We start from the raw sequence: 12,212 nt of genomic DNA, 5'->3' as shown, positions 1-12,212 counted from the left end.
ATTGAATACCAAAAGACTATTAACACAAAGAACATCCCGGCTCGAATACCACCGCCGGGATGTTCTTTGTTACGTATTATCGTACATCTATATATTACAAATACTAAACGGTCCGTCCATTCATCTTTCTGAATCGAATCAGGGACCAGATGATCAGCACCGCGAGCACGGCAAGACAGATGCTAATGCTGAACCGATTACCCTCATCAAACACAAACATCACCGCAATCACACTGAGACATAGTACCACGGCTCCGGTTATATAAGGGAATCCCCAAACTTTGAAGGTCGGTTGAACCGGATATTTCTTCCGCAGTTTCAACTGGGATGAGGCAATACAGATCCACACAAGAATCACGACAAACCCCGGAACTGCGAGCAATACACGGAACAGTTGATCCTGCGCGAACAGGCCAAGCAAGGAACCTCCGAGCAAAACTACTGAGCACACCAGAAGTGTGTTAATAGGGCTACCGTTGCGATTCGTCTTTGACAATGCCTTCGGAGCTTCCCCGCCCACTGCCATGGAGTGCATCATCCGGGATGCACCATAGATCCCTGAATTTGCAGCAGACAGAACTGCCGTCACCAAAATGAAGTTCATTATGTGTGCTGCTCCCGGCAGTCCCGTGGAGGCGAGCACCTGTACAAACGGACTGCTCTCCGGCCCAATTTCATTCCATGGGATAAGACCACAGATGATGAGAATTGGCAAGGTGAAGAACAGAATAATTCTGAGCATGAAATTGCCCACGATTTTGGGCATCACTTTTTCTGCATTCTCCGTCTCGGTCAGGGTCAGACCAATCAGCTCCGATCCCCCATAAGAGAACATGACCACAAGCAGTGCCGAGAAAATCGATGACCATCCGTTCGGGAAGAACCCGCCTGCTTGCGTATAATTTTGCAGATATGGAGTGTTATCACTTGGGATAATGCCAAAGATCAACCCGGCACCCAGGAAGATAAAAATAATGATCATGGCAATTTTGATTCCGGCCAGCCAAAACTCAAATTCCCCGAACACACCTACACTTAACAGATTAACGAGTATAATGAACGCCGCACAAGCCAGACTCAGCATCCACAGCGGTACTTCCGTGAACCAATACTGCAAAAAGCTCCCGGCAGCAATCACCTCAATGACACATACCGATAACCACAGAAAGCAATACATCCATCCCATAACAAAGGATACTCGGCTACCAAATGCCTCCTGCACGAAATCTTTCATATTTTTGTTCTTGTACACCGTAGCCATCTCTGCCATCGCGGCCATAACAACCAACAGCAATAATCCAGCAAAAATGTACGTGACAATCACGCCCGGACCTGCGAGTCCGATCGTCTCTGCACTGCCTTTGAAAATCCCTGTTCCAATGACACCACCCATAGCCATAAAACTGATGTGTCTTGGTTTAAGCTTCTTCTGTAGTGTTCCTTCTGTCTGAGCCAATTCAAATCCTCCTGATGTAAAAAACGTCTGTACTGCTGTCTTGTTTCATAGACATAATGTCCAGTATACCCTATTGTTCATCAATCAGCCCAGTAGTTCCTTATGGCCAATTCATCCCAAGCATACGGACATAATCTATGTTTTATACCCCACAATTGCATGAAGCAATCTGTATACAACCCAGCTGATCAAACTATACCCTGCCCCATAGATGAACCAAGCGCCTATGTTACTACCCAATGTTGAAAGATCACTCGCGATATACAACAAAGGCAACATAAAAGAAATAACTAGCGCTACCCAGAGTCTAAACCATTTGGCAAAATAACTGCCTACTCCAAGCACCACAGCAATTATAGGACATAACACCAAGACGGCAAACAGCGGATTCATCTGATCCAACCACCAATATATCATCCACGGCTCCCTCCACCCTTTTCATAGCATGGTCCATGTTACATCATTGCGTGTATTCTACTCCTTTTCCAACTTTAAAAATGTACGATATGTTGCAAAAATAAAAAACCAGTATCCTGTAAAAAACAGAATACTGGTTTCTCACGTAAATCCATTTAGATTGTTTTCGTCATAAATGCGCTGTTTGGGTCCAATGTATAATCCGCGAATGGTTCGCAATATTTGAATCCGAAGTCTTCGTACAACTTCCGTGCCGGAATAAACGAATCCATGGAGCCCGTCTCCAGACTGACTCGCTTATAACCACGTTCTACAGCAACGTCCATAATGTGGGCCAAAATTTTTCTTGCTACGCCTTTTCTCAGATGAGCCGAAGCGGTACGCATCGATTTCAATTCTGCATGCGCTGGATCAAGTTCTTTGATGGCCCCGCAACCGAGCAAGTCTTCCCCTTCCCACGCACACCAGAATGTAATTTCAGGTTTCTTAAGCCCATCCAGATTCAACGCATGAATACTCTCCGGAGGCGAATCCGCTGCCATCCCTTGCAAGTGCTCTGCAATTAATGTCTTCACTTGTACTCCAGTTAAATCATCCACTTTGATCTCCAAAACGTATCACTCCTGCCGACATTTTTATTGGTTCTATCACTGAATGTATATCGATTAACTCATATTACTACCGTGTTAGGTTTTATGACAAGAGGTTACTTATATCCACTGAAATACGCTATTGTGATTCACCTATAATTTCCAGTATGATGAGGCTATCAGATGCCAAAAGGAGACCCCTATGACACTAACTACGGACAACCTGTTTTATAGCAAACGATTAAAAATGACTCCCCCACGTCCTGAAGACGTGCAGACCATGCTGCAATGGAACGAAGATCCGGAGTACCTTCGGAATGTGGATACTGATCTTGCCATTCCCTATTCAGAGAAACAGTTGGAAGATGAGGGCGAAACGAAGAACAAGGAAGTTTACTTCAGACTGCGCACGCATGAAGAGGATACGCTGATTGGTTTTGTCGTCATTCATAGCATTGAATGGAACAACCGCTGCGGACAACTTGCCATTGGCATCGGACTTGCCAAACATCGCAACAAGGGATATGGCACGGAAGCGTTGAATCTTATTTTACGATATGCATTCCATGAGATGAATCTGGACCGGGTTGGTCTCGATGTCATCGCCTACAACGCCAAAGCGATTCGCTCCTATGAGAAGGCTGGTTTTCAGTTGGAAGGACGGGCACGTTCCGCTGTATATCGTGATGGCAAGCGTTACGACCGCTTGATGATGGGAATCCTGAGACCAGAATGGGAAACACACAGTCAGATCCATACGGAGGGTGAACAAGTATGACCAAAAATGCAGAAGTTACTGCGTTTATTGAACAGATTCAGATCCCCTGGCAAATACAAGTCGCTGAACAATTGCGACAGTTGGTCCATGATACCATCCCTGACGTACAGGAACGTGTGCAATACAAGAAACCTCATTTTTTGAAAAACGGTAAGTACGCTGCGGTCATCTCTCCATCCAAACAAGCCGTGTCCTTCACCATCTTTCATGCAACTGGACTTGATCTACCCGATGGGATATTTGAAGGCTCGGAAGAACGCAAAACGATCAAGCTCAAGGAAAAAGATACACCGGATTATGAATGGTTGGCTGGACTGCTGAAGCAGGCATCTGCGGACTTGTAGGAAAATCTGACGTACATTATAAAGGCATCCCATGAAGTTCAAGAACTTACGGGATGCCCCTTTGCTATTGTTTGCTGCGACTGTCATTCCAACCCTAACAGCGGTGTAATATTACTAATAAGATGATTGCTAATAATAGCTTTTAATCATAGCTTCCACCATCAAGATTGCTGGTACGATACGGCGGTCATCTGACACGGCTCACATATGAACATGTAATACATACCCTCACCATACTCCTCAACTTCACCCCAATCCAGTTGTGCTACAGCCTTCATTCTCATGGAACAGCATGGACACGTTGGATACTCGGCATCCTGGACCCATCCCGGATGACCACCGACCTGAGATAACGATGGCTCCATCGCCCACTCACTGGCATGGAATGCATGACGTGATGCATCCGCAATCCGAAACTGCCGGCCCACATCCGGTGCAAGTTTACCATAGTCATCCAAGTCCATCTCTTCTGCTCCCACAGGCATCACGTTATGTGAACTCCATAACGGCTCCCCTCCTGCGTCCAGCTCCATGTAAACCACACCATAACTGCTGCATATCACGCAAGTCTGGAACTGAAGTCGCTCGGCATGCCAAGACACGTCCCGCAGTGCCGGATGCTTAACATCCAGATTAATTAAGGTCGTTAACGCACCACCACACCATGGACAGCAATTGTTGCTAGGAGTTAGCATCGAGAGCAAACCTCCGGCTATTGCCACGTTAGTTGCTTCACTCTCTTTTACTTTATAGAGTGAATAACTTGGGGTAGTGAATAATTCCCTGCGCTGCCCGTCTTTTGTAAGCTCCCAACCCGCTTCAGTGGTGTAATGCTCAGGTGCCACGTACAATTCGCTCGCCCAGGATGGCGGAGACTGTCTCCACTGCCTGAACTGCTGCACGACAACATCATCCCCGATATGAGCCAGCATGAGCAAAATATGGTTCCTATTCTCATCATCGGTGTTTACCTGCTGCAAGAGATGATCTCGCACTTCAGTCGAGGCACTTTTAACCAAAATGGCAGGATAATAAATCTTCTGTTCCAGCAGCTCAGGAATTTCGGCAGTTAACGATATATCATGGTAGCAGACCAGATATACCAGAATGTCTTTGGCCATATCTTCATCACCTGTACGAATCCGTTGCATCGCATAATCCTTCATCTGATCTTGTTGCTCTACAGACAAAGACAGATACACCTGTTCTTTAGATTCTTCATACGGCACGTAGCGAATTAGCGGATCGCGAACCTGAGGTTCGTGCATAATTTTCAAAATTCCCACCGGGTCTGTGATGCCCGCATACAAGTTTACGTCACGCCGATTCGCTTCAATGTATCTCTGGCGCTCCTCTCGCTCCATCTCCTGCTTGCAAGGCATGCAATACCCACCCGTTTTCGCCACTGTTGTAGGTAAAATGGTATTTGTACACCCTTCCCGTATACACGGAATTCGTTCTGTCATTTTTCCACCTCCTAAAATCCATGGAAAACACGCCACAATGTGACGTGTCTACTCCTTACTCCATATTTCTTCAATGCTACCTATCTCGTATTCGTATCTGGAAAATACAAATCAGGATCAGTGATGTCCCAGCTGATCCTTGGTGAATTCGTAAAAGGCAAGTGCATCTTCACTGCTGACAAAGCCTGCCTGAGCCATCTTTTCACTGCCGCCACCTTTGCCATTGTAGGCTCCAAGATTGCCTTTGAAGAAAGGTCCACAAGCCCATTCAGGCGGCTGTCCGTTCTGTGCCAGAACAACTTTGGCCTCTGAGATACTGGCAAAGAGTACAAGGCCTTCATGGTCTGCCGTCAGCTTGGTGGCAAGGCTCTGCATATCCTTGAGCGATTTGTCTTCAAAGACCTGAGCAATCACCAGCCCCTGCCGGGCGGCCAGAAGTTCCTCCGCATAATAGGCATCGTTCGTTGTTTTCACTGCATTCAGCTCGGTTTGCAGCTGTTTTTGCTCCAGCTCCATTTTCTCAATGCGCTCCAACAATTCGTCCTTGCTGGTCTTCAATTTAACCATGATGCTATTGAGCACGTTTTGTGTGGATGTGAATTCATTCAGCGCTCTTGTTCCACATTTGAAATAAATGCGGGTGCCGCCTTTCACTTTTTCAGTTTTCAGCAGTTTGATGATCCCAATCTCACCCGTCGCCGACACATGCGTTCCGCCGCAGGCGTTATACTCCACACCCTCGATCTCGACGATACGAATGTCTTCCGTTACCGTAGGCTGCTTCACCAGTGGCAATTGTGCTGCCTCTTCTGCTGTAACCCAGGACGTGTTGATGCGAGCGTTACGATAGATCTGGCGATTCACTTCTTGTTCAATGGCGGTCAATTGATTCGCTCCCAGTTCAGGCGCAGCCACATCAATCGTGTCATACTCCGTTCCAAGATGGAAACTGAGCGTCATGGCTTCAGTCAGCTTCAGAGTGATTGCCGATAACAAATGCTGACCCGTATGCTGCTGCATATGATCGAATCTGCGCTCCCAGTCAATCTCACAATGTACCTCAGTCTGTTCAGGGGCGCGTTCCAGCTTATGCCACACCTCGCCATCTTCAATGTTCACATCCAGAACTGCGATGCCACCAATTTGTCCCAGATCACAAGGTTGTCCGCCACCATGCGGGTAAAAAGCAGTCTCCGCCAGTGTGACATATATACCATCTTCCTTGTCCACTCTGCCTGTAACCGTTGTATGCCAATCTCTTGTATAAGCAGAGTCATAATAGATTTTTTGCGTCATTGAATCATCCCGATCCCTTCTCGTTCAAATGGTTTTTTACCGATCTGCACCTAACCTCCAGATTACACTATCTGGAACTGCGAATCCAATTTAAGGCACACAAGACCGCTCCTCCATATCAAAAAGACCACTCTGTAAGCCAAGCTACAGAGCGGTCCCCTTACTTATATCCACGTTTAATGTAACGTTGGATATGGTTTGACCCATGATTACACCGGAATGGAGATTGCAGTTATATTACTTATTACAGACACAAGAGCGAAGCAGACAGAAAGGACCTGAAGAAGCGAAGCGTACTCCTTTATCACCGGATTTCTCCCTTCAGGGGGAAATCCGGTGATAAGAGAAATCGAAAGGTTTTCTGTCTGTGTAGTTCCTGAGTGTCTAAATCAAGTATGGTCTGCAATCGGAGTGGTCAAGTGTAATCCTAGGTGCATTCCATATCTTTTTCACATTAAACCAAATTCCAAAACAGTGCGGTATTTGCCACCGTAACCATGGTGAACAATAATGTGTTCACAAATGCGGCAAGCCATACGTTATTCGTTTTTTCAAACAATTTGCGTGCATACACGGCAGCGATGATGAGACAAGGCACCAGTGCAAAGAGCAAAATGCCATTCAATGCCTGACCTGGATACAACGCCACACCTGTCATAAAGTCTTTGCCGTATTGCACTAGCAACCACAGCACCAACCCGCCAACATTCAGTACCATGGCCAGGAACATGCCCCCGCGTTTGCCACGTGTATTGGCATTCAGGGCAACCGCGCTGACAAAGTAATATATCAGGAAAAACGGGGTATAACGCAATGCGGTAATGAAGTGTTCACTCTCAAACGTACGGACCGCAAACGTCCAGATTCGGAAATCTGTTCCGAAGATCGCCTGTACTATGAATAACAATGAGTACCCAATAACTACCGCAAGTACTGCAGTTACCAAGCTGGCAATTATCGTAACAGGGTTCAGGCTGATACCATAATCGCTGAAACGAGTTCCAGCATCCTTTTTAGAGAAATAGTGGAATGCAAAGGTTACCAGGATCATAATTAAGGCCGATACCAACGCCCAGTACACAATCTGATTTGTTGTTGGTTCATTGAAATACGAACTTGTAACCAAAATCTTATCTGCATAGTTGAAGATGACCCACATTACCAGAGATACGATCGCGAGAAGCACACTGCCCACCGCAATATTGTTTACCCGACGGCTTGCGGAATAGTTGTTTCTTTTGCTTCCAGCCACGACGAATCCAATAATGGCACCAAGCACACTTACGATCAGCAAAATCAGAGCAATGATGCGGAGTACATTCAGTCCGCTCTCCTCTTTATCCATTAAGGTAGGGAACAAGATTGCTGGGATCAATGTGCTGAATGCAATAGCGAGCCAATACATTGTTTTTTGTTTCCCATTGACCGCTGCGGACACGGTTGCAATCTCACCTGTTGCCGCGTTACGCAAGAACGGAAGTCTGAGCAGCAACGTAATCAGCGGAACAATCATCAGGAAGAACCCGATCAGAGCGACAAAATTTAAGGCTTCCTTAGCCCACCAGATCTGATTACCGGAATCCAGATTCACATTTGTCTGGTTGGGTGAGGTCACACCATTGAATGCATGCGTGTAAAAGTCGATCAAATGACCGGTCGTTGTTCCCGAGAAATGGTTCCATGGGTGTGTTTGATTCGGTGTATACATAATGTGTTCACCCGTCTGAGAAGCACGTACCACCTTACCATCCACGGTTAGATCACCGGATGTTACTTCTTTAAATTGGTCCGTCTCGCCTTTTGGCACATCTGGCTTAAGTCCAAGGAAAGCTTTACCCGAAGCAGTTGCAGCAAAGTCCTTACGAGTTACGGTACCTTGCACTTCTTTCTCTGCCGCTGTTTTTTCTTCATCTGATTTGTTGAAGAAGAATTCGTCATACTTACCTGCAATCATGCCTACAGTCCGGCTGCCATATGCTGCTTGAAGCTGATCTTGAGGTGCAACAGCTGCGGCGTAGGAGAAATCCGAACCAACGGAGATACCTGTATAGATCATGCGGTATCCGGTTTGCAGGGAACTCATCTCATCCATGTACATGGATAGCAATGTTGAGAACCCACCCATGGAATGACCGCTAACTGCGACATAGGCATTGCCTTGCTCATCTTTTTTGGTGAAGTCCTGCTCATAGATATATTTGGCGGCATCAAATTGCGAGTAGATCCAGAACGTGCCAAACAGGTCCTTCACAGGAATATCTGCACTCCAGCGAGAATCGCCATGGTCGTACATGTCCAGTGCAAGCACGATGTAACCGCGTCGTGACATTTCAATGGCAGGTGCATCCTGAATTTCTTTGGTATTCAGATACCCGTGAGTTGTAATAATAACTGGACGTTTGTCATCTGCACCCGCGCCTTTAGGCATGTAGAGCAGGCCTGACAGTGTTCCGTGCTCAGCTTGGAATTTGATCTCTTTGACCTTCACGGAATAGAAGGACGTATTGAACATTCCGGCAAACAAGCTACCGAAAATAACCAGAACTAGTGATAAAACCAGCAACCCCTGCGGTTTTTTCAAGAATGATGTGACTGTTCTCATAGAAAACTCCTTTAATAAATATAAAATGTTAGATAAATAAATGAACATATGCGTGAAAAAATAAGATATACCCATTGATGTAAATGATAACATGTAAAAATTGACTTAATATGGCCTAAAAAAGGCACACATAAAGACGCCGGACATCCGGCGCCGTTACCTGTGTCAATCACTGCATATCATATTGAATTTTGGATGATTGAAACCAATCTTATTTCATCGACTCGGACAGCTCTGTGAAAATAACACCCAGCGCATACGCGCCTGCATCCGGGTAGCCCAGACTACGATCGCCGACGGCACCTGCACGTCCCATACGTGCTACGATGTCTTCGGTTTTCTTCGCACCTTCAACGGCTGCTGCTGCACCTTTGGCAAATGCTGTTTTGAAGTCATCTCCAGACTCCGCACTTTGTGTCCAGGAATCGGCACACGGAACGAGTGCATCGATCAAGGTTTTATCACCTACAACGGCGCCACGTCCGAAGGAACGCTCTCCAGTAGACTGAATCCCTTGCACGGCTGCATGGATCATCTCAGCGAATTCAGCAACGTTTAATTGCTGTTTATCCCCTACAGCTTTGCCAGCTGCACGGAATGCCGAACCCCAGATCGGGCCGGATGCGCCGCCACAATATTCCATGATGACCAAGGAACATGCATCCAGGAACGATCCGATGTCTTTTTTATCTTCGTTAATGATGTGGTTCCATTCGCGTTTCAACTGGCGGAAGCCTTTTGCCACACTCATACCAAAATCGCCATCACCGGCATGGGAATCCAGTTCACAGAACGGTACTTCGTTCTTGATGATGATCTCACCCATTTTATCGATCAGGTAGACGACATTGTCCAGTGAAAATTGATTGCCTTTGATTACCGCAGCTGATGCATCCGTCTCCACTTCGTAAGATACGGGAGCGTCTTCACCCACAACAGCCTCCAGCGCTTCAGAATACGCCACTTGTGCTACTGGAGGGCCGGATACTTTAAATGCAGGTGTATCACTTTCCTTGAACAACAGCGTTTTTAGTTCATCATCCAGTTTCAGGATCGTAACCGATGCACCCGCCATATCGATACTTGTCATGTAGTTGCCCACAAACGTAGTAGCGACCTTCAGACCTGCATGTCCTGCAAGTTCACGCTGAACTGAATTGTTGAGCAGGTAAAGTTCTTGCAGTGGTGTTGCACCAAAACCATTCACGAGCACCGCAATCTCAGCGGATGCATCCTTATCCAGCTTCATATCTGCGAGCAACGCTTCGACCATACGTCCTGCCAATTCATCAGCCGATACGATTTTCTCCCGGCGAATCCCTGGCTCACCATGAATCCCTACGCCGAATTCCATCTCATCTTCAGCAATTTCGAATGTAGGCGTGCCTTTGGCGGGTACGGTACAGGATGTGAATCCAAAACCAATACTGCGCACGTTCTGAGCTGCTTTCTCGGCAACGGATTTCACATCTGCCAGACTGCGGCCTTCTTCCGCTGCTGCTCCGGCAATCTTGTGAACCAGTACAGTGCCGGCAACACCACGACGTCCGACGGTATACAAGCTGTCTTGTACAGCGATGTCATCCTCAACACGCACATATTGTACGTCGATGCCATCTTCTTCAGCCAGATGCGCTGCATTCTTGAAGTTCATCATGTCGCCGCTGTAGTTCTTGATGATCAAAAGTGTTCCCTTATTGCTGGCTGTTGCCTTGATCGCTTGGTATACCTGGATTTGGGAAGGGGATGCGAACACATCTCCACATACGGCTGCATCCAGCATCCCTTTACCCACATAACCTGCGTGAGCCGGTTCATGTCCACTGCCGCCGCCACTGATCAGGCTGACTTTATCAGCCTGGATCTCTCTGCGTTTGATGACTTTATATTTTTTCAGAAATTCAAGCTCCGGGTGTGCAAGCGCAATCCCGTTGCACATTTCCATAACAACATGTTCGGCCTGGTTAATAATTTTCTTCATTATTTTACCTCCCGGCGAGCTGCTTTGTACTCACGACCCATGCGGTCAGCCGCTGCTATGGCAGCAGCCACTTCAGGAACAGTGATTGGGAACGGCATGGCGTGAATGGATTCTTCCGGAATACAAGCGATCTCTGCCACTTTCAACAGTTCTTCCTGACTAATTGTATCTACACCGATATCCGCCAAGCTGATCGGCAGTCCCACTTCGAGACAGAAGTCCATGACTTCATGCAGCTCTTCAGTTGGTGCATTTTCGAGTACAAGTTGTGCAATCGTACCGAAGGATACTTTTTCACCGTGGAAGAAATGATGTGTGCCTTCCAGAACAGTCAAACCGTTGTGGATCGCATGTGCTGCGGCCAGACCGCCACTTTCGAATCCAAGACCTGACAACAGAATGTTGGTCTCAACGATGTTTTCCAGCGCTTGTGTCACAACGTTACTGTCGCTCGCTACTTTTGCTTTTGCACCGTCAGTCAGCAGCATTTCATAACACAGTTTTGCCAGTGCAAGTGCAGCATTTGTACCTACTGCAGATGGTGTGTATCCTTCGCGGGAACCCATTGGCAGACTTGCGTTTACACGGGAATAGGATTTCGCTGTTGCTCTTGCTTCGAAGTATGTAGAGAGCGCATCTCCCATACCGGATACGAGGAAACGTGTTGGTGCATTAGCAATTACCGTTGTATCAACGAGTACCACACTTGGGCTTTGTTTGAAGTAAGCATAGTCATCGAAAGAACCATCCGGTGTGTACAATACAGCCGAGTGACTTGTCGGTGCGTCTGTTGCCGCAATCGTTGGGCAGATGATCAGTGCTTCGCCTTCAGCTACACATTTCGCAGCATCGATCGCTTTACCGCCACCAAGACCGATGGTAGAGTCACATCCTTTTTCCTTCGCGATCGCTTGCAGACGAGCAACTTCCTCACGGGAACATTCCCCTTTAAAACCGCTTTCAACAAACGTAATATTAAATTTCTCTGCTGTTGCATCCAGCTTTGCTTTGACACGCTGTACATCATCCGGATGTGCAATCAGCAAGGCCGATTCTCCGAAGGATTTAACAAAGTACCCCAGGTTCAACAACTCGTCTTCGCCTTGTACATATTTAGTTGGGCTGATAAATGCTTTTCTCATAATATTATATGCCTCCTAAGGATATGAAATCGTGTAGTGATTACATCAAATTTTAATTTCTTACAATTGACCTTAATATAACGCATGAGCGGCAGGTTTACAGTGGACTTTGATAACAAATTATTATAATTTACAATCGT

At 46.7% G+C, this 12,212-nt stretch carries 10 protein-coding genes; 2 read left to right on the top strand and 8 right to left on the bottom strand.

The genetic code is table 11. The features are described 5' to 3' along the window. Positions 1–103: 103 nt before the first annotated feature. The 3 genes from MHB85_RS04645 to MHB85_RS04635 all read right to left on the bottom strand — a co-directional run bounded on the left by MHB85_RS04645 (position 104) and on the right by MHB85_RS04635 (position 2,484). On the bottom strand, positions 104–1,456 hold the full coding sequence (locus MHB85_RS04645; RefSeq protein ID WP_341072468.1) for an amino acid permease: 1,353 nt from the start codon (positions 1,454–1,456) through the stop codon (positions 104–106). A gap of 135 nt (positions 1,457–1,591) precedes the next feature. Then, complete coding sequence (locus MHB85_RS04640; protein WP_105601025.1) at positions 1,592–1,873, bottom strand: hypothetical protein; 282 nt, start codon at positions 1,871–1,873, stop codon at positions 1,592–1,594. Between the two features lie 155 nt (positions 1,874–2,028). Next, on the bottom strand, positions 2,029–2,484 hold the full coding sequence (locus MHB85_RS04635; RefSeq protein WP_192132652.1) for a GNAT family N-acetyltransferase: 456 nt from the start codon (positions 2,482–2,484) through the stop codon (positions 2,029–2,031). 181 nt (positions 2,485–2,665) lie between these two features. Here MHB85_RS04635 and MHB85_RS04630 point away from each other — a divergent pair, with 181 nt between their 5' ends. Both MHB85_RS04630 and MHB85_RS04625 read left to right on the top strand, forming a co-directional pair. Next, positions 2,666–3,241 (top strand): GNAT family N-acetyltransferase, encoded by a 576-nt coding sequence (locus MHB85_RS04630; RefSeq protein WP_192132649.1) that lies wholly within the window; start codon positions 2,666–2,668, stop codon positions 3,239–3,241. Then, positions 3,238–3,585, top strand: coding sequence for a DUF1801 domain-containing protein (locus MHB85_RS04625; RefSeq protein ID WP_192132647.1), 348 nt, complete (start codon positions 3,238–3,240; stop codon positions 3,583–3,585). Before MHB85_RS04630 ends, MHB85_RS04625 begins: the two co-directional genes overlap by 4 nt. Positions 3,586–3,746: 161 nt before the next feature. Here the strand turns inward: MHB85_RS04625 and MHB85_RS04620 are convergent, their stop codons facing one another. From MHB85_RS04620 to MHB85_RS04600, 5 genes are all read right to left on the bottom strand, one after another. Continuing rightward, positions 3,747–5,051 (bottom strand): DUF1963 domain-containing protein, encoded by a 1,305-nt coding sequence (locus MHB85_RS04620; protein ID WP_192132645.1) that lies wholly within the window; start codon positions 5,049–5,051, stop codon positions 3,747–3,749. Between the two features lie 117 nt (positions 5,052–5,168). Next, the gene (locus MHB85_RS04615; protein WP_192132643.1) at positions 5,169–6,347 is read right to left on the bottom strand and encodes an alanyl-tRNA editing protein; all 1,179 of its coding nucleotides are present in this window, start codon (positions 6,345–6,347) and stop codon (positions 5,169–5,171) included. Positions 6,348–6,801: 454 nt separating this feature from the next. Continuing rightward, on the bottom strand, positions 6,802–8,928 hold the full coding sequence (locus MHB85_RS04610; RefSeq protein ID WP_341072467.1) for an alpha/beta hydrolase family protein: 2,127 nt from the start codon (positions 8,926–8,928) through the stop codon (positions 6,802–6,804). A 232-nt stretch (positions 8,929–9,160) separates the two neighbouring features. Further along, entirely contained in the window at positions 9,161–10,930 is a 1,770-nt protein-coding gene (gene dhaK, locus MHB85_RS04605) for a dihydroxyacetone kinase subunit DhaK (protein ID WP_341072465.1), read from the bottom strand. Next, positions 10,930–12,072 carry a glycerol dehydrogenase gene (locus tag MHB85_RS04600; RefSeq protein WP_017690500.1) on the bottom strand — a complete coding sequence of 381 codons (1,143 nt, stop codon included), beginning with the start codon at positions 12,070–12,072 and terminating at the stop codon, positions 10,930–10,932. Before MHB85_RS04600 ends, dhaK begins: the two co-directional genes overlap by 1 nt. Between the last annotated feature and the right edge of the window lie 140 nt (positions 12,073–12,212).

It is taken from the genome of Paenibacillus sp. FSL K6-4396 (assembly GCF_038002525.1).
In the GTDB taxonomy this organism is placed as follows: Bacteria; Bacillota; Bacilli; order Paenibacillales; family Paenibacillaceae; genus Paenibacillus; species Paenibacillus amylolyticus_B.
The sequence above is the reverse complement of the archived record's forward strand: the minus strand, read 5'-3'. Positions and strand labels throughout refer to the sequence as shown.

Excerpts from the sequence above, each read along its gene's own strand:
- MHB85_RS04615 (WP_192132643.1), bottom strand. The coding sequence starts at position 6,347 with ATGACGCAAAAAATCTATTATGACTCTGCTTATACAAGAGATTGGCAT.
- MHB85_RS04630 (WP_192132649.1), top strand. The coding sequence starts at position 2,666 with ATGACACTAACTACGGACAACCTGTTTTATAGCAAACGATTAAAAATG.
- MHB85_RS04620 (WP_192132645.1), bottom strand. The coding sequence starts at position 5,051 with ATGACAGAACGAATTCCGTGTATACGGGAAGGGTGTACAAATACCATT.
- MHB85_RS04640 (WP_105601025.1), bottom strand. The coding sequence starts at position 1,873 with ATGATATATTGGTGGTTGGATCAGATGAATCCGCTGTTTGCCGTCTTG.
- MHB85_RS04625 (WP_192132647.1), top strand. The coding sequence starts at position 3,238 with ATGACCAAAAATGCAGAAGTTACTGCGTTTATTGAACAGATTCAGATC.
- MHB85_RS04600 (WP_017690500.1), bottom strand. The coding sequence starts at position 12,072 with ATGAGAAAAGCATTTATCAGCCCAACTAAATATGTACAAGGCGAAGAC.
- dhaK (WP_341072465.1), bottom strand. The coding sequence starts at position 10,930 with ATGAAGAAAATTATTAACCAGGCCGAACATGTTGTTATGGAAATGTGC.